Genomic DNA, 16980 nt, shown 5'->3' with positions numbered 1-16980 from the left:
GCACCTCCTCGTAGCGCGTTCCCCCTGAGTCCCCTGTGCCCTCGATGCCGTGCCGCTCACCCGGCCGGGCTTGATCATGTGCGCGGCCGGACGGTTAGCATCCGGGCCATGGAGCCCGAACTGCTGCACGGTGTCACCGACGCTGTCGCCACCGTCGTCCTGCACCATCCGGCCAAGCGCAACGCCATGACGGCCGCGATGTGGCGGGCGCTGCCACCGCTGCTGGCGAAGCTGGCCGCCGATCCCGCCGTGGGGGCGCTGGTACTGACCGGCGCGGGCGGCACCTTCTGCGCGGGGGCCGACATCTCCACCCTCCAGGGCTCGCCCGACGAGGCGCAGGCGCTGGCCGTGCGGGCCGAGGAGGCGCTCGCCGCCTTCCCCAAGCCGACGCTGGCCGCGGTGAAGGGGCACTGCGTGGGCGGCGGCGCGCAGCTCGCGGCCGCCTGCGATCTGCGGTTCGCCGAGGAGGGCGCGCTGTTCGGGGTGACGCCGGCCAGGCTCGGGATCGTCTACCCGTCCTCCGCCACCCGGCGGCTGGTGGGGCTGGTGGGTCCGGCCACCGCCAAGTACCTTCTCTTCTCCGGCGAGTTGATCGACACCGAGCGAGCGCTGCGCACCGGTCTGGTCGACGAGGTGCGGCCGGCCGGCGGACTCGACGACAGGGTCGCGGAGTTCACCGGCGTCCTGGTGTCCCGCTCGCGGCTGACGCAGGCCGCGGCGAAGGAGTTCGCCGACGGCCGCACGGACCGCGACGCCCACTGGACGGCGCAGGCGCGGGCCGGCGGCGACACCGCGGAGGGGGTCGCCGCCTTCCTGGAGCGCAGGGAGCCGCGCTTCACCTGGACTACGTCAGGGTGAACCGGCTCGTGGCCCGGAACTTCTCGACGAGGTGCGCCGGTGCCTTCTCCGGTGATCCGGCGTCGTAGGGCGGCCGCGGGTCGTACTCGGTCAGCAGCTGGACGGCCTGGGCGCGTTCGGCGCCGGCGATCCGGCCGAGCAGCGTGAGACCCATGTCGATGCCGGCGGAGACGCCGGCCGCGGTGACGTACTTGCCGTCGGTGACGACCCGCTCCCGCGTCGGCTCGGCGCCGTACCGCTTCAGGTGGTCCAGGGCGAGCCAGTGGGAGGTGGCCCGGCGGCCGTCGAGGAGTCCGGCGGCCGCCAGGAGGAGGGAACCGGTGCACACCGAGGTCGTCCAGGTGCTGGCGGTGTCGGCGGCGCGCAGCCAGTCCAGCAGCACGGGGTTGTCCATCTGGGGGGTCTGGCCGGGGCCGCCGGGCACGACCACGATGTCGGGGCTCGGCACCTCGGCGAGGGTCCGGTCGGCGGTGAGGGCGAGGTTCCCGGTGTCGGTGCGCACCGGGCCGGTCCGCTCGGCGACGAAGACGGTGCGCGCGTCGGGGAGGCGGCCGAGCATCTCGTAGGGGCCTACGGCGTCCAGTGCGGTGAAGCGGTCGAAGAGGACGATGGCGATCTGCATGCGTTGCCTTTCGGGGAGGAACCGGTGAACGTTCGGCGCATGGGGGCGGCGGGGCGGAACCGGCGGCGGTACTCGGCCGGGGAGACGGCGAGGGCCTTGACGAAGGCCCGGCGCATGGCCTCCGCGGTGCCGTATCCGCTGGCGCGGGAGATCTCCTCGACACCGCCGGCGGTGTCCTCCAGCAGCCGCCGGGCGTGTTCGAGGCGGACCCGGTCGACGTAGCGGCCGGGAGTCGTGCCGGTCTCGGCGCGGAAGGCGCGGGCGAAGTGGCGGGGCGACAGCAGGGCGCGGGCGGCGAGGGACTCGACGCTCAGGTCGCCGTCCGGGTGCTCGGTGATCCACTGCTGGACCTCGCGCAGCGGCTCCCGCCGGGCGGTCTGCGCGGCGAGCTGGGCGCTGAACTGGGCCTGGTTGCCGGGCCTGCGCAGGAAGACGACCAGGTGGCGGGCGATGCCGAGGGCCACCTCCCGGCCCAGGTCCTCCTCGACCAGGGCGAGGGCCAGGTCGATGCCCGCGGTGACGCCGGCCGAGGTGGAGACGTGCCCGTCGCGCACGTAGACGGGGTCGGTGTGGACCTCGATCGCCGGGTGGTCGCGGGCGAGGGTGTCGCAGTACGCCCAGTGGGTCGTGGCGCGGCGGCCGTCCAGCAGCCCCGCCTCCGCGAGGAGGATCGCGCCGGTGCACACCGAGACCAGGCGCTCGGCGCGCGGGCCGTGCTCACGCAGCCAGTCGGTCAGCCGCGGGTCGGGCGTGCGGGTGCCCCGGCCGCCCGGCACAAGGAGGATGTGCGGGTCGGGCGCGTCGGAGAGGGCCGTGTCGGGTACGAGGGTCAGACCGCTGGAGGTGCGCACGGCACCGCCGTCCAGCGAGGCGGTCCGGACGCGGTAGGTGCCGGGGACGTGCGCGTCGGCCCCCGCGAAGACCTCCACGGGGCCGGTGACGTCGAGGCTCTGGACGTCGTCGAAGAGGACGACGAGGACGGTGCGCTGGGCCATGCGGTCGATTCTTCGCGGGCGGGGCGACGGCCGCAACGACGCGTTTCCCACCCTTTCTGCCATGCGGTGCGCGCGGCGCGCCGGCGGACCGTCGTCGGCCCGGCGCCCGCGGCCCCGTCCATGGCGGTGTCGGCCGGGACGCGCCGGGCCCGGCGGGGGGTGACGGTGCGGGCCTCCGCGTCCACCGTGCCGTCGGCCCGTGCGGGTACACGATGCCGTCCCTGACGAAACAGGACCGAAACAGGGGAAAACACCCTGGTGGGGAGGATGCCGGAACGCGGGCAAGCATGATCGGCCTCGCAGGAGGTACCCGGAGGTCCCGGCCGTCGTGGCCGGGAGACGAAAGGAGAACTCCGTGTTCCGTGCCATCGCAGACGTACTGCGGCAGATCGGTGGGGCCATCGCCACCGTCGTGACGCTGCCCTTCCGGGCCCTCGCCCGCCTGTTCGGCGGGGCCTCCTCCAGCACGCGGCACGGCAGGGCCTGAGGCCCGCCCGGACACGTCCTGATCCCCCGAGTGTCGGCGCCGCCTGCCACAATTGCCGCGCAACCTCAGTGGAGAAGGCGGTACGGGAATCGTGACGACACAGCTGCCAGCCCTCGTAGGGTCCATCGAAGGCAGGATCGCCGAGGAACTCGGCGTGCGGGAGCGGCAGGTGAAGTCCGCCGTGGAGCTGCTCGACGGCGGCTCGACGGTGCCCTTCATCGCCCGCTACCGCAAGGAAGCGACCGACATGCTCGACGACGCGCAGCTGCGCACGATCGAGGAGCGGCTGCGCTATCTGCGGGAGCTGGAGGAGCGCCGGACGGCGATCCTGGAGTCCGTGCGCGAGCAGGGCAGGCTCACCGACGAGCTGGAAGCGCGGATCCGGGGTGCCGAGACCAAGGCGCGGCTGGAGGACATCTACCTGCCGTTCAAGCCCAAGCGGCGGACGAAGGCGCAGATCGCACGCGAGGCGGGCCTGGAGCCCCTCGCCGACGGACTGCTCGGGGACCCCTCGGTGGAGCCGCTCGCCGCGGCGGCCGCCTTCGTCGACTCCGACAAGGGCGTCGCCGATCCGCAGGCCGCGCTGGACGGCGCGCGGGCGATCCTCACCGAGCGGTTCTCGGAGGACGCCGACCTGATCGGTGAGCTGCGCGAGCGGATGTGGGTCCGGGGCCGGCTCGCCGCGAAGGTACGGAAGGGCAAGGAGGAGACGGGCGCGAAGTTCGCCGACTACTTCGACTTCGCCGAGCCGTTCACCGCGCTGCCCTCGCACCGGATCCTGGCCATGCTGCGCGGTGAGAAGGAGGAGGTCCTCGACCTCGTCCTGGAGCCGGAGGAGCCGACGGACGGGCCGTCCTCGTACGAGGGGATCGTGGCCCACCGGTTCGGCATCACGGACCGCGGCCGGCCGGGCGACAAGTGGCTCAAGGACACCGTCCGCTGGGCCTGGCGCACCCGCCTCCTCGTGCACCTCGGCATCGATCTGCGGCTCAGGCTGCGCACGGCCGCCGAGGACGAGGCGGTGAACGTCTTCGCGGCGAACCTGCGTGATCTGCTGCTCGCCGCCCCCGCGGGCACGCGGGCGACGCTCGGCCTGGACCCCGGCTTCCGTACGGGCGTGAAGGTCGCCGTCGTCGACGCGACCGGCAAGGTCGTCGCCACCGACGTCATCCACCCGCACGTCCCCGCCAACCGGTGGGACGAGGCGATCGCCAAGCTGGCGCGGCTGGCGAAGGAGCACGCGGTCGAGCTGATCGCGATCGGCAACGGCACCGCGTCCCGCGAGACCGACAGACTCGCCGGTGAACTCATCGACAGGCACCCGGAGTTGAAGCTGACCAAGGTGATGGTGTCGGAGGCCGGCGCGTCGGTGTACTCGGCGTCCGCGTTCGCCTCGCAGGAGCTGCCCGACATGGACGTGTCGCTGCGCGGCGCGGTCTCGATCGCGCGCCGGCTCCAGGATCCGCTGGCCGAGCTGGTGAAGATCGACCCGAAGTCGATCGGGGTCGGCCAGTACCAGCACGACCTGTCCGAGCTGAAGCTGTCGCGTTCGCTGGACGCGGTGGTGGAGGACTGCGTGAACGGCGTCGGGGTCGACGTCAACACCGCCTCGGCCCCCCTGCTCGCCCGGGTCTCCGGCATCACCTCCGGCCTCGCCGAGAACATCGTGGCGCACCGGGACTCCAACGGGCCGTTCACGTCCCGGCAGGCGTTGAAGAAGGTGCCCCGGCTCGGCCCCAAGGCGTACGAGCAGTGCGCGGGATTCCTGCGGATCCGCGGCGCCGACGACCCGCTGGACGCCTCCAGCGTGCACCCCGAGGCCTACCCGGTGGTACGCCGGATGGTGAGGACGTCCGGTCAGGACGTCGCCTCGCTGGTGGGCAACACGGCGGTACTGCGTTCGCTGCGGCCGGCCGACTTCGTGGACGAGACGTTCGGTCTGCCGACCGTCACCGACATCCTGAAGGAGCTGGAGAAGCCCGGGCGTGACCCGCGGCCCGCCTTCAGGACGGCCACGTTCAAGGACGGCGTGGAGAAGATCTCCGACCTGGAGTCGGGGATGGTGCTGGAGGGCGTCGTCACCAACGTCGCGGCCTTCGGGGCGTTCATCGACATCGGCGTCCACCAGGACGGACTGGCGCATGTCTCCGCCTTGTCCCACACCTTCGTCAAGGACCCGCGGGACGTGGTCAAGCCCGGTGACATCGTCAGGGTGAAGGTCCTCGACATCGACATCCCGCGCAAGCGGATCTCCCTGACGCTGCGGCTGGACGACGAGGCGGCGCCCAAGGGCGACCCGGCGGGCGAGGGCCGGCCGCAGCGCGGCGGGCGTCCGCCGCAGCAGCGCCGACAGGGCGGACAGCGGCAGCAGGGCGGGCAGGGCGGGCAGCGGCAGCAGGACGGACAGCGCGGCGGGGGCCAGCGGTCCGCCGGCGCGCGCCAGGCTCCGCCGCCGGCCAACAGCGCGATGGCGGACGCCCTGCGCCGGGCCGGACTGGCCGACCCCGGGGGCAAGCGGTAACGGGCGAGCGGTGGGCCCGGTCTCCGCACTCCGCGGCGGCCGGGCCCGTCTCGTACAGTGCCGGTATGAGCACCTCGCGTGTACTCACCTGGGACGTATCCGCCGGCCGGGGATACGAGACCGCCTGGGCCGAACTCGACGGTGACGTCCTGCGGGCCCGGGGGCGGGCGGTCGCCACCCTGCCGGAGCCGTACTGGATCAGCTATGAGCTGGAGACGTCGGCCGACTGCGTCACGCGCCGGCTGCGGGTGACGGCCGAGACCGCCGCCCGCAGCCGCAGCCTCGATCTGCGGCACGACGGGCGCGGCGGGTGGACGGCCGACGGGGAACGGCTGCCCGCCTTCGACGGCGCGCTCGACTGCGACCTGGGGCGCAGCCCGCTCACCAACACCATGCCGGTGCTGCGGCACCGGCTGCACCGGGTGGCGGGCGAGCGGCGGCTGCTGATGGCGTGGGTGTCCGTGCCGGACCTGACGGTACGGCCGTCCCGGCAGACGTACACCCATCTGGCGCGCACACCCGGCGGCGGGGGCCGGGTCCGGTTCGCTTCCGCGACCTTCCGCAGCGACCTGGACTTCGACGCGGACGGCTTCGTCGTCGACTATCCGGGGCTGGCCACCCGCGTCGCGGGGTGACCGCGGCCGGCCGTCCTCGGGCCTCGGCCCGGTGCGGCGAGAGCGCGTGCCGGGCGTCGCCCGGCAGGCGGAGGCGCGACGGCAGGTTCTACCGGCGTTCCGTCACCTTGCCGTCGGCGACCTCCAGGCGGCGGGTGACGTGGACCGCGTCCAGCATGCGGCGGTCGTGGGTCACCAGCAGGAGCGTGCCCTCGTAGGCGTCGAGGGCCGACTCCAGCTGTTCGATGGCCGGGAGGTCCAGGTGGTTGGTGGGCTCGTCCAGGACGAGGAGGTTCACTCCCCTGCCCTGGAGAAGGGCGAGAGCTGCACGGGTGCGCTCGCCGGGTGACAGGGTGGCCGCCGGACGCAGCACGTGCTCCGCCTTGAGCCCGAACTTGGCCAGCAGGGTGCGCACCTCCGCCGGTTCGGTGTCCGGGACGGCCGCGCCGAACGCGTCGAGCAGCGCCTCGGGGCCGTGGAACAGCTTGCGGGCCTGGTCGACCTCGCCGACCAGGACGCCCGAACCGAGCGCGCCGTGCCCGGCGTCCAGCGGGATCCGGCCGAGGAGCGCGCCGAGCAGGGTGGACTTGCCGGCGCCGTTGGCGCCGGTCACCGCGACCCGGTCGGCCCAGTCGACCTGGAGGGTCACCGGGCCGAGGGCGAAGCCGCCGCGCCGCACCTCGGCGTCGCGCAGGGTCGCCACGACGGCACCGGAGCGCGGGGCGGACGCGATCTCCATGCGCAGCTCCCACTCCTTGCGCGGCTCGTCGACCACCTCCAGGCGCTCGATCATGCGCTGGGTCTGGCGGGCCTTCGCGGCCTGCTTCTCGCTGGCCTCGCTGCGGAACTTGCGGCCGATCTTGTCGTTGTCGTTGGCCGCCTTGCGGCGTGCGTTCTTGACGCCCTTGTCCATCCAGGAGCGCTGCGTCTGCGCGCGGTCCTGGAGGGCGGCCTTCTTGTCGGCGAACTCCTCGTAGTCGTCGCGGGCGTGCCGGCGGGCCACGTCCCGCTCCTCCAGGTAGGCGTCGTAGCCGCCGCCGTAGAGCCTGACCTGCTGCTGGGCGAGGTCGAGTTCGAGGACCTTGGTGACGGTGCGGGTGAGGAACTCGCGGTCGTGGCTGACGACGACGGTGCCGGCGCGCAGGCCGGTCACGAAGCGTTCGAGGCGCTCCAGGCCGTCCAGGTCGAGGTCGTTGGTGGGCTCGTCCAGGAGGAAGACGTCGTAGCGGGACAGCAGGAGGGAGGCGAGGCCGGCGCGGGCCGCCTGGCCGCCGGAGAGCGAGGTCATCGGCTGGTTCAGGTCGACACCCAGCCCGAGGGAGTCGGCGACGTCCTCGGCGCGCTCGTCCAGATCGGCGCCGCCGAGGTCCAGCCAGCGTTCCAGGCTCGTGGCGTACGCGTCGTCGGATCCGGGCGCCCCGTCGACGAGGGCCTGGGTGGCCTCGTCCATGGTCCGCTGGGCCTCGGCGACGCCGGTGCGGCGGGCGAGGAACTCGCGCACGCTCTCGCCGGGCCGGCGTTCGGGCTCCTGGGGCAGGTGGCCGACGCTCGCGGTCGGCGGGGACAGGCGCAGCTCGCCCTGCTCGGGTGCGGAGAGCCCGGCGAGGAGCGTCAGCAGGGTGGACTTGCCCGCGCCGTTGGCTCCGACCAGCCCGATCACGTCCCCAGGGGCGACGACGAGGTCGAGCCCGGAGAAGAGGGCGCGGTCGCCGTGGCCGGCGGCGAGGTTCTTGGCGACGAGAGTGGCAGTCATCAGGGAGTAGATCCTAGTCGCACCGCCGGTGCCCGGGTCGCGGCGGTTTCGCACCGTCGCCGACGGGCCGGTGGTCGGCTACCGTCCGGGCGTGGACACGCGACGCGGTGACGATGTGATCGTGGTCGGGGGCGGGGTCGTCGGGCTGGTGACGGCGCTCGTCCTCGCCGAACGGGGCCGGCGGGTCCGGGTGTGGACGCGGGACCCGGTGGAGCGGACCACCTCGGCGGTCGCGGGCGCGCTGTGGTGGCCGTACCACATCGAGCCGATGGCGTCGGCGCGGACGTGGGCGCTGCGCTCGCTGGAGGTGTACGAGAAGCTGGCGGAGCGGCCGGGGACGACCGGGGTGCGCCTGGTCGACGGGGTGATGGGCGAGACCGACCTGGACGATGTCGAGGGCTGGGCCGTCGGGCGGCTGGCCGGGCTGCGCCGGGCGACGACGGCGGAGTACGCAGGCGGCACCGCCGTCCACGCCCGGCTGCCGTTGATCGACATGGCGGCACACCTGCCCTGGCTGCGGGAGCGGCTGCGGCGGGCGGGCGGCACGGTCGAGGAGCGCACGGTGCGGGATCTGGCCGAGGCGGACGCGCCGGTGGTGGTGAACTGCACCGGCCTGGGCGCCCGTGACCTGGCCGCGGACCCCTCCGTACGGCCGGTGCGCGGACAGCTGGTCGTCGTGGCGAACCCGGGCCTGCGCACCTGGCTGGTGTCCACCACGCCGGACGGCGGGATGGCCTACCTCTTCCCGCAGCCGGGGCGGCTGCTGCTGGGCGGCACGGCGGAGGACGACGTGTGGTCCCTGGAGCCGGACCGGGCGGTGGCGGCGGCGATCGTGCGGCGCTGTGCGGCGCTGCGGCCGGAGGTGGCGGGGGCGCGGATCCTGGAGCACCGGGTGGGACTGCGGCCGGTCCGGCCGGCGGTGCGGCTGGAGCGGCGGGTGCTGCCGGACGGGCGGGTGGTGGTGCACCACTACGGGCACGGCGGAGCCGGGGTGACCGTGGCGTGGGGCTGCGCGGAGGAGGCGGCCGGGCTGGCCGCCCCCTCCTGAACCGGCGCCCTACGGAACGCGGTGCGGGTGCGTCGCGGCGGCCACGCCGTCCAGCGGTCCGGAGTGCGCGGCGGCCGTCGCCGTACCGGCCGTGGCGGCGGCGAAGGCCCCGACGCCGCCGACGAACGGGACGTGGGCGGTGGTGCGGGACAGGTCGAGGGTGAGGGTCGGGGCGTCGGCGGGCGGGTCGACGAGGTCCTTGTCGGTGCCGGCGAGGATCAGCGCCAGGCGGTGGCCCGCCGGGACGACATGGTCGGTGGCGGCCAGGTCGACGGTGATCGTGAAGGCCTTGCCCGGGGTGAGGGGGACGCCCTTGCCCGCGTCGGCGTGGGTGCCCGCGTCGGCCCAGCCGCGGCTGAGGACGGTGTACCCGACGTCGGCGGTCCTGGCCCGCGTCTCCTTGAAGCAGGCGCTGTCGCCGGCGGTGCTCGGACCCCAGCAGCTGCGGTCGGTGAGGGTGGTGACGCCCTCACCGCTCGCGGCGTAGTCGCGGATCGTGTCGGGGCCGAGGTCCACGAGGACGGCGCTCAGGTGGGCCGTGGGCGTGGAGGGCGTGGCGGTCACCGTGACGCGGGAGGAGCCGGACAGGCGCAGGTCCCGGCTGAGGGGCGCGGTGGTGAACCCGGCCTTGGCGGGGGTCGGGGTGTCGACGGCCGCGGCCCAGTCGGTCTCGCTCAGCGCGGGGTCGTCGGTGAACGTCGCGGTGCCCTCGCCCCTGTGCAGGCCGAGGGTGCCGACGCCCGGCCGGTCTCCGGCGGCCGGGCGCAGGGTGGCCGTCCGGGTGCCCTTGGGCGGCCAGACCTTCGAGGTCGCCCACTGGTCGGGGTGGCGTTCGATGTCGGCCATGGGTTCGCGGTCGATGCCGTTGTCGTAGCCGAGGAGTTCGTGGTCGAACCAGCGGTGCAGGGTGTCGACCCAGGCGGCGCGGCGGAAGTCGAAGGGGTCGACGTGGCCGGTCTGGGAGAGCCAGATCTTGCGTTCGACGCCGTGCTCCGCGAGGGCGTCCCACCACTGGCCGACGTGTTTCATCCGGACGTTGAGGTCCTGGAGGCCGTGCACGAGGAAGACGCTCGCCCTGACCTTGCCGGCGTCCGGGACGTAGTCGCGCTCGCTCCACAGTCCGGTCAGGTCGCCGGTGCGGGGCGCCTCCTCGACGAGCCTGCGCTGGACGGCGGCGCACCTGGCGCGGGCGTCGGGACTGTCGACGTAGTCCGACAGCCAGTCGGGACCGGAGTCGTAGAGCGGGGCGCCCTGCTGGAAGTAGTAGTCGTACCAGGAGGAGATGGCGCTGATCGGGACGATGGTCCTCAGGCCCTTCACGCCGGTGGCGGCGACGCCGTTGGCGATGGTGCCGTCCCAGCTCTTGCCGATCATGCCGGTGCGGCCGTTGGTCCAGCCCGCGGCGGCGGTGGTGGTCCCGGTGCGGGTCGTGTACGCCGTGGCACGGCCGTTGAGCCAGTCGACGACGACCTTCGCGGAGAGGATGTCGGAGCGGCCGCCGACGTCGACGCAGCCGTCGGAGCGGTTGGTGCCGGCCAGGTCGACGGCGACGAAGGCGTAGCCGCGGGGCACGAAGTAGTTGTCGTAGAACAGCGGCATCTGCACGACGTGGCCCTGCGCGTCGTAGGTCTTGCGCTGGCTCTCGTTGCCGCGTCCGCAGCAGGAGTAGTAGGGGCTGGCGTCCATGATGACGGGCACCTTGCGGCCCCGGGCGGCGGGTTCGCGGGGGCGCACGATGTCGACGGCGACCCGGTCGGTGCGTCCGTCGCCGTCGCCGTCGAGGCGCGTGTCCACCCAGACGGCCTCGCGGACGGCGTTGTCGTAGGAGTAGCGGGGCAGGCTCTCGCGCGGTGTGGCGTGGGCCGCCGCCGGGGTCAGGAAGGCGGCCACCAAGGTGATGATGGCGGCGGTCGCGAACGGTCTCCAGGTCGTGAAGCGCGTGCGTGTCGGCATGGGCGGGACGGTACAGCGGCCAACTGCCGCGCAGAAGAGGGCGATTGGGCGTCGGCGGTGGCCGGATACCGTCCCGGTCCGTCAGCCGGCGGGACCGCCCCGGGCCGTTGCGGCGAGGAGCTGCTCCCGGCCGATCGCGCGCGCCTCCGTGGCCGGCACGGTGCAGGCGTACGCCCCGGCGATCGCGCCGTACCCGGCGCATCGGTGCGGGGGTTCGCCGGTGAGGCGGCCGTAGAGGAAGGCGGCGGCGAAGGCGTCCCCGGCGCCGTTGCTGTCCACCACCGGGGCCGGGGGCGTCACCGGCGGTACGTGGGTCAACTCGCCGTCGGACAGGAGGTACGCGCCCTCGGCGCCGGCCGTGGCGACGACCGCCTCGGCGCGGCCCCGTTCGGCGATGCGGCGCATGGTCCGCTCGGGGTCGGCCAGGGCGGTCGTGGAGAGGAAGACGACGTCGGCGGTGTACGCGAACGCCTCGTGGTAGGGGTTCTCACCGTCCCAGTCGTGCAGGTCGGTGGAGAGGGTCACGCCGGTCTCGCGCAGGGTGGGCAGGGCGTGGGCGCAGGGTTGGGTGATGGACACGTGCGCGTGGCGGCCGGCGGCGGCGAGGGTCCGCAGGACGTCCTCGGGGAAGCGGTCGCCGGGGTGGGCTCGGCTCGTGTCGTACAGGGAGAGGCGCCGGCCGTCCGGGCCGACCAGGTTGACCGCGCGCTTGGTGCCGGCGGGCTGCGGGATCGCGGTGAGGGCGATGCCCCGGTCCTCGTGCAGGGCCCGCACCAGGTCGCCCTCGGGGTCGTCGCCGAGGAAGTCCAGGTGGTGGGTGCGCAGGCCCAGGGTGCTCAGACCCAGCGCGACGAAGTCCCCCGTCTGTCCCGCGCGGGTCCGCACCCCGCTGTCGATCATGTAGCTGTCGGCGTACGGGAGCGGCAGCTCCGGCACGTGCACGATGGTGTCCACACCCGCGCCGCCCAGCACGAGCACGTCGATGTCCCGGCTCACTTCGGCCTCTCCCCGTGGTCGTGGACGGTCACCGCGATCCCGCGCTCCACGAGCCGCCCGAGGACGAGCGGCTCGACGCGGGACCACTCGCCGCCGGCCAGTCCGCAGCCTATGCGCGGCATGTGGACGCAGGCACCGAGTCGGGCGGCCTCACCCGCCAGGCGTGCCAGCGCCGTGTCGATGGCGTCGTAGCGCACCGGAACGCCCCTGCCGCCCCTCCTGATGCCGCGCTGGCCGACCATGTTGGCCACCCACACCTGCGGTTCGACCTGGACGAGCTGGACGGCGCCCAGCCCGAAGTCGTTCGACGCGCGCTCCCGGTGCCAGGCGCGGTAGGCCCGCTCCGGCTCGGGCCAGCGGCGCGACAGCGCCAGGACGAAGCCCTTCCCCCATCCCCCGATGTCGTTGCAGACATGGGCGATCACCTTGACGCCCCGCACCGACGGTGCGGTGGCGTCACCCCGGACGTAAGTGATCTCCGACATGACGCCACCGTAGGCGATGCCACTGACAGTGGGCCGGGCCCGCTACTTCGTCAGGTCGCTCGGCTCGCGGTCCGTCGACCGTGCGGCACCGCGGCGGAGTGCGAACCAGCCGGCGACCAGGGCCGCCGCGACGACCGGGATGAGGAGGAGGGTCTTGCGGCCGACGTCGGGGTCGTTGCCCATGAGGGCGAGGACCGCGACGAGGAAGGCGATCGTGACGATCTCGGTGACCGGGCTGCCGGGGAGACGGAAGGCCGGACGGGTCAGCAGGCCGGCCTCGGCGCGGCGGACGAAGACCAGGTGGCAGACCATGATGATCACCCAGGTGCTGATGATGCCGAGGGAGGCGACGTTCAGCACGATCTCGAAGGCCTGGTCCGGCACGAGGTAGTTCAGGCCGACGCCGAGGACGCAGACCGCGCAGGTCAGGAGGATGCCGCCGTAGGGGACCTGGCTGCGGTTCATGCGGGCGGTGAAGCCGGGGGCCGAGCCCGCCATCGCCATGGAGCGCAGGATGCGGCCGGTGGAGTACAGGCCGGAGTTGAGCGAGGACATGGCGGCGGTGAGGACGACGAGGTTCATCACGTCGCCGGCGCCGGAGACGCCGATCCTCGACAGCACGGTGACGAAGGGGCTCTCGTCGGCGGAGTAGACGGAGCCCGGCAGCAGCAGGGCGAGCAGGACGACCGAACCGACGTAGAAGAGGCCGACGCGCCACATGATCGAGTTCACCGCGCGCGGGACGACCTTCTCGGGCTCGGCGGTCTCGCCCGCGGCGATGCCGACCAGCTCCAGGGCGGCGTACGCGAAGATGACGCCCTGCATGACGAGGACCACGGGCATCGCGCCGTGCGGCAGGAAGCCGCCGTGGTCGGTGATGACGCCCGGGCCGGGGGTCCGGCCGTCCACCTCGTGCCTCGTGGCCAGCAGGAAGATGCCGATACACATGAAGGCGACGAGGGTGGCGACCTTGACGATCGCGAACCAGAACTCCATCTCGCCGAAGATCTTCACGGAGACCAGGTTCACGGCGAGGACCACGGCGAGCGCGACCAGCGCCAGCACCCACTGCGGGATGCTGGTGAACATGCTCCAGTAGTGCGTGTAGAGCGCGATCGCGGTGATGTCCGCGATGCCGGTGGTCGACCAGTTCAGAAAGTACATCCAGCCGGCGACATAGGCGCCCTTCTCGCCGAGGAACTCGCGCGCGTACGACACGAAGGATCCGGAGGACGGGCGGTACAGGACGAGTTCGCCGAGCGCCCGCACCACGAAGAAGGCGAAGACGCCGCAGACCAGGTAGGCGAGGGCGAGCGCCGGGCCCGCGTCGTGGAGGCGTCCTCCGGCGCCCAGGAACAGGCCGGTGCCGATGGCCCCGCCGATCGCGATCATGTTGACGTGGCGGGGCTTGAGGTCCTTGCTGTAGCCGGCGTCGCCCGCGTCCGCGGGGTGCGCGGTCGCCTGGGGGTGGGCGGCGACTTCGGCCGTGTGCACGGCGTCCTTGCTCACGGGTGGTTCCACCTTCTGGTGCGCCCGGAGCGTGGTGCGCCCGGGTGTCCGTACTGTCGTGGCCGGCGGCTCCCGGGTAGGGGCACAGACCAAGGGGGCATTTTCCCTGACCGCCGGCGGTCATGCGATGGCCCATGTCACAGCGCGTCACTTCTCACAGGGTGATCGTCGCGGCGTCCGCGGGTTTCACAGCACTGGTGTGACAGCGATACTGCTGCACATGACGATCGAGACCGAGGAGCCGGCCCTCACGGTCGACGAGCTGGCCGCGCGCGCCGGGGTCACCGTGCGGACGGTGCGCTTCTACAGCACCAAGGGCCTGCTGCCGCCGCCGGTGATCGGTCCGCGCCGGGTGGGGCGCTACGGTCCCGAGCACCTGGCGCGCCTCGCGCTGATCGAGGAGCTGCAACGGCAGGGCCTGACGCTGGCAGCGATCGAGCGGTACCTGGACCGGCTGCCGCCCGGCCTCGACGCCCACGACCTGGCCGTGCACCGGGCGGTGGTGGCGTCCTGGGCGCCGGACACCGTGGAGACGGTGACCCGGGGGGAGCTGGAGCGGCGGGCGGGGCGGGCGCTGGACGACGAGGACGTGGAGCGGCTGGCCGCGATGGGCGTGCTGGGCGAGCGGACCGGTGACGGTGCGTACCGCGTCGACGCGGGGCTGCTCAGGCTGGGCGTCCGCCTCCTCGACGTGCCGCTGTCCCAGGAGGCGATCCTGGCCGCCCGCAACGTGCTGGTGGACAATGCGCGGGCCGCGGCCCACGAGCTGTCGCGGCTGCTCCGCGAGGACGTGGTCGAGCGGGACGCGCGCGCGGTGCGGTCGCTGTCGGCGCACATGCAGCCGCTGGTCGTGCAGGCGCTGCTGACGGCGTTCCAGCGGTCGCTGACCCAGGAGGTGCGGGAGTGGCTCGGGGAGCCGCCGGAGTCGGACGGCTCCCCGTGACGGGTGGGACGGCTCAGCGCCCGTCGGTGAAGGTCTCGCCCTTCTCCGCCTTCTCGACCAGCAGCGCGGGCGGGGCGAAGCGGTCGCCGTAGCGCTCGGCGAGTTCCCGCGCGCGTGCCACGAATCCGGGCAGGCCGCCGTCGTAGCCGTTGATGTACTGCAGGACGCCGCCGGTCCAGCCCGGGAAGCCGATGCCGAACAGGGAGCCGATGTTGGCGTCGGCGACGGATGTCAGGACGCCCTCCTCCAGGAGCCTGACGGTGTCGAGGGCCTCGGCGAAGAGCATGCGTTCCTGCATGTCCCGGAAGGGGATCCGCGCGTCCTCGCGGGTGAAGTGCTCGCGCAGGCCGGGCCACAGGCCGACCCGCCCGCCGTCCTCGTCGTACTCGTAGAAGCCGCCGCCGCCGCTGCGGCCGGTGCGGCCGAACTCGTCGACCATGCGGTCGATGACGGCCTCGGCGGGGTGGCCGGGCCAGGTGCCGCCGGCCTCCTCGACGGCCCGCTTCGACTCGTTGCGGATCTTGCGCGGCAGGGTGAGGGTCAGCTCGTCCATCAGGGACAGCACCTTGGCCGGGTAGCCGGCCTGGGCGGCCGCCTGTTCCACGGACGCGGGCTCGATGCCCTCGCCGACCATGGCGACGCCCTCGTTGATGAAGTGGCCGATCACCCGTGAGGTGAAGAAGCCGCGCGAGTCGTTGACGACGATGGGCGTCTTCCTGATCTGCCGGACCAGGTCGAAGGCGCGGGCGAGGGCCTCGTCGCCGGTGCGCTCACCCTTGATGATCTCGACGAGCGGCATCTTGTCGACGGGCGAGAAGAAGTGCAGGCCGACGAAGTCGCCCTGCCGCTCGACGCCCTCGGCGAGGACGGTGATGGGCAGGGTGGAGGTGTTGGAGCACAGCAGCGCGTCGGGCTCCACGATGTGCTGGATCTCCTGGAACACCTTGTGCTTGAGCGAGGTGTCCTCGAAGACGGCCTCGATGACGGCGTCGCAGCCGGCCAGGTCCTGCGGGTCCGCGGTGGGCGTGATGCGGGCGAGCAGCGCGTCGGCCTTCTCCCGGCTGGTACGGCCCCGGGAGACGGCCTTGGCGCAGAGCTTCTCGGAGTACGCCCTGCCCTTGACGGCCGCTTCGAGGGAGACGTCCTTGAGGACGACGTCGATGCCCGCGCGGGCGGCGGAGTAGGCGATGCCCGCGCCCATCATCCCGGCGCCGAGGACGGCCACCTTGCGGACCTGGCGGGGCTCGACGCCCCGGGGGCGGCTGACGCCGGAGTTGACTGCCTGGAGGTCGAAGAAGAACGCCTGGATCATGTTCTTCGAGGTCTGTCCGGCGGCCAGTTCCACGAAGTAGCGGGCCTCGACGACCTGTGCGGTCTCGAAGTCGACCTGGGCGCCCTCGACGGCGGCGGCGAGGATGTTGCGCGGCGCCGGGTAGGGGGCGCCGCCCGTCTGCTTGCGCAGGGTGGCGGGGAAGGCGGGCAGGTTCGCCGCGAAGGCGGGGTTGGCGGGGGTGCCGCCCGGGATGCGGTAGCCGGGCCTGTCCCAGGGCTGCTGCGACTCGGGGTGGGCGTCGATGAAGGCGCGGGCCCTGTCGAGCATCTCCTCGTGGCTGTCGGCGACCTCGTGGACCAGGCCGTTCTCCAGGGCGCGCCGCGGGCTGTACTGGGTGCCCTGGAGGAGGACCTTGAGGAGGGCGTCGGCGATGCCGAGCAGGCGGACCGTGCGGACGACGCCGCCACCGCCGGGGAGCAGGCCGAGGGTGACCTCGGGGCAGCCGATCTTCGAGCCGGGGGCGTCGAGGGCGATGCGGTGGTGGCAGGCGAGGGCGATCTCGTAACCGCCGCCGAGGGCCGCGCCGTTGAGGGCGGCGACGACGGGCTTGCCGAGGGTCTCGATGCGGCGCAGGTTGCGCTTGATCTCCAGGCCGCCGTCGAACAGTTCCTGGGCGGTGTCGGGGGTGACGCGGATCAGGTCGCGCAGGTCGCCGCCGGCGAAGAAGGTCTTCTTCGCGGAGGTGACGATGACGCCCCGGACGGTGTCCTTCTCGGCCTCCAGGCGGTCGGCGACCACGGCGAGGGAGGCGCGGAACGCCTGGTTCATGGTGTTGGCGGACTGGTCGGGGTCGTCGAGGACGAGGGTGACGAGGCCGGTGCGGTCCTGTTCCCAGCGGATGGTGGTGCTCTGTGTCATGACAG

14 protein-coding genes are annotated in these 16980 nt (G+C 73.3%); 6 read left to right on the top strand and 8 right to left on the bottom strand.

Features of this window, described 5'->3' with window-relative positions:
- Nucleotides 1–108: 108 nt before the first annotated feature.
- Nucleotides 109–858 carry an enoyl-CoA hydratase/isomerase family protein gene (locus ACFYO5_RS13995; protein WP_388708232.1) on the top strand — a complete coding sequence of 250 codons (750 nt, stop codon included), beginning with the start codon at nt 109–111 and terminating at the stop codon, nt 856–858.
- On the opposite strand, the gene ACFYO5_RS13990 is transcribed toward ACFYO5_RS13995, so the two are convergent.
- Both ACFYO5_RS13990 and ACFYO5_RS13985 read right to left on the bottom strand, forming a co-directional pair.
- Entirely contained in the window at nt 845–1480 is a 636-nt protein-coding gene (locus tag ACFYO5_RS13990) for a DJ-1/PfpI family protein (RefSeq protein ID WP_388708229.1), read from the bottom strand. The genes ACFYO5_RS13995 and ACFYO5_RS13990 overlap by 14 nt on opposite strands.
- Nucleotides 1429–2475: a GlxA family transcriptional regulator gene (locus ACFYO5_RS13985; RefSeq protein ID WP_388708227.1), complete on the bottom strand. Its 1047-nt coding sequence runs from the start codon at nt 2473–2475 to the stop codon at nt 1429–1431. Before ACFYO5_RS13985 ends, ACFYO5_RS13990 begins: the two co-directional genes overlap by 52 nt.
- A 355-nt stretch (nt 2476–2830) precedes the next feature.
- Here ACFYO5_RS13985 and ACFYO5_RS13980 point away from each other — a divergent pair, with 355 nt between their 5' ends.
- From ACFYO5_RS13980 to ACFYO5_RS13970, 3 genes are all read left to right on the top strand, one after another.
- Nucleotides 2831–2962 carry an LPFR motif small protein gene (locus ACFYO5_RS13980; RefSeq protein WP_356566453.1) on the top strand — a complete coding sequence of 44 codons (132 nt, stop codon included), beginning with the start codon at nt 2831–2833 and terminating at the stop codon, nt 2960–2962.
- A gap of 91 nt (nt 2963–3053) precedes the next feature.
- On the top strand, nt 3054–5483 hold the full coding sequence (locus ACFYO5_RS13975; RefSeq protein ID WP_388708223.1) for a Tex family protein: 2430 nt from the start codon (nt 3054–3056) through the stop codon (nt 5481–5483).
- Between the two features lie 65 nt (nt 5484–5548).
- Nucleotides 5549–6118, top strand: a complete 570-nt coding sequence (locus tag ACFYO5_RS13970; RefSeq protein WP_388708221.1) for a putative glycolipid-binding domain-containing protein — start codon at nt 5549–5551, stop codon at nt 6116–6118.
- Between the two features lie 88 nt (nt 6119–6206).
- Here the strand turns inward: ACFYO5_RS13970 and ACFYO5_RS13965 are convergent, their stop codons facing one another.
- On the bottom strand, nt 6207–7850 hold the full coding sequence (locus tag ACFYO5_RS13965; protein ID WP_388708219.1) for an ABC-F family ATP-binding cassette domain-containing protein: 1644 nt from the start codon (nt 7848–7850) through the stop codon (nt 6207–6209).
- A gap of 91 nt (nt 7851–7941) precedes the next feature.
- Here ACFYO5_RS13965 and ACFYO5_RS13960 point away from each other — a divergent pair, with 91 nt between their 5' ends.
- Nucleotides 7942–8898, top strand: a complete 957-nt coding sequence (locus tag ACFYO5_RS13960; RefSeq protein WP_388708216.1) for an FAD-dependent oxidoreductase — start codon at nt 7942–7944, stop codon at nt 8896–8898.
- Nucleotides 8899–8907: 9 nt separating this feature from the next.
- Here the strand turns inward: ACFYO5_RS13960 and ACFYO5_RS13955 are convergent, their stop codons facing one another.
- The 4 genes from ACFYO5_RS13955 to ACFYO5_RS13940 form a co-directional block, all read right to left on the bottom strand.
- On the bottom strand, nt 8908–10851 hold the full coding sequence (locus ACFYO5_RS13955; protein ID WP_388708214.1) for a Xaa-Pro dipeptidyl-peptidase: 1944 nt from the start codon (nt 10849–10851) through the stop codon (nt 8908–8910).
- A gap of 81 nt (nt 10852–10932) precedes the next feature.
- Nucleotides 10933–11847 carry a PfkB family carbohydrate kinase gene (locus ACFYO5_RS13950; protein ID WP_388708211.1) on the bottom strand — a complete coding sequence of 305 codons (915 nt, stop codon included), beginning with the start codon at nt 11845–11847 and terminating at the stop codon, nt 10933–10935.
- Entirely contained in the window at nt 11844–12332 is a 489-nt protein-coding gene (locus tag ACFYO5_RS13945) for a macro domain-containing protein (protein WP_388708208.1), read from the bottom strand. Before ACFYO5_RS13945 ends, ACFYO5_RS13950 begins: the two co-directional genes overlap by 4 nt.
- A 42-nt stretch (nt 12333–12374) precedes the next feature.
- On the bottom strand, nt 12375–13841 hold the full coding sequence (locus ACFYO5_RS13940; RefSeq protein ID WP_388708206.1) for an amino acid permease: 1467 nt from the start codon (nt 13839–13841) through the stop codon (nt 12375–12377).
- Between the two features lie 220 nt (nt 13842–14061).
- Here ACFYO5_RS13940 and ACFYO5_RS13935 point away from each other — a divergent pair, with 220 nt between their 5' ends.
- Nucleotides 14062–14784, top strand: coding sequence for a MerR family transcriptional regulator (locus tag ACFYO5_RS13935; protein WP_388708204.1), 723 nt, complete (start codon nt 14062–14064; stop codon nt 14782–14784).
- Nucleotides 14785–14797: 13 nt separating this feature from the next.
- On the opposite strand, the gene ACFYO5_RS13930 is transcribed toward ACFYO5_RS13935, so the two are convergent.
- Nucleotides 14798–16975 (bottom strand): 3-hydroxyacyl-CoA dehydrogenase NAD-binding domain-containing protein, encoded by a 2178-nt coding sequence (locus ACFYO5_RS13930; protein WP_388708202.1) that lies wholly within the window; start codon nt 16973–16975, stop codon nt 14798–14800.
- Nucleotides 16976–16980 lie beyond the last annotated feature (5 nt).

The organism is Streptomyces sp. NPDC006259, assembly GCF_042870975.1.
Classification (GTDB): domain Bacteria; phylum Actinomycetota; class Actinomycetes; order Streptomycetales; family Streptomycetaceae; genus Streptomyces.
The sequence above is the reverse complement of the archived record's forward strand: the minus strand, read 5'-3'. Positions and strand labels throughout refer to the sequence as shown.

Excerpts from the sequence above, each read along its gene's own strand:
- ACFYO5_RS13955 (WP_388708214.1), bottom strand. The coding sequence starts at position 10,851 with ATGCCGACACGCACGCGCTTCACGACCTGGAGACCGTTCGCGACCGCC.
- ACFYO5_RS13930 (WP_388708202.1), bottom strand. The coding sequence starts at position 16,975 with ATGACACAGAGCACCACCATCCGCTGGGAACAGGACCGCACCGGCCTC.
- ACFYO5_RS13990 (WP_388708229.1), bottom strand. The coding sequence starts at position 1,480 with ATGCAGATCGCCATCGTCCTCTTCGACCGCTTCACCGCACTGGACGCC.
- ACFYO5_RS13970 (WP_388708221.1), top strand. The coding sequence starts at position 5,549 with ATGAGCACCTCGCGTGTACTCACCTGGGACGTATCCGCCGGCCGGGGA.
- ACFYO5_RS13965 (WP_388708219.1), bottom strand. The coding sequence starts at position 7,850 with ATGACTGCCACTCTCGTCGCCAAGAACCTCGCCGCCGGCCACGGCGAC.
- ACFYO5_RS13995 (WP_388708232.1), top strand. The coding sequence starts at position 109 with ATGGAGCCCGAACTGCTGCACGGTGTCACCGACGCTGTCGCCACCGTC.
- ACFYO5_RS13945 (WP_388708208.1), bottom strand. The coding sequence starts at position 12,332 with ATGTCGGAGATCACTTACGTCCGGGGTGACGCCACCGCACCGTCGGTG.
- ACFYO5_RS13935 (WP_388708204.1), top strand. The coding sequence starts at position 14,062 with ATGACGATCGAGACCGAGGAGCCGGCCCTCACGGTCGACGAGCTGGCC.
- ACFYO5_RS13985 (WP_388708227.1), bottom strand. The coding sequence starts at position 2,475 with ATGGCCCAGCGCACCGTCCTCGTCGTCCTCTTCGACGACGTCCAGAGC.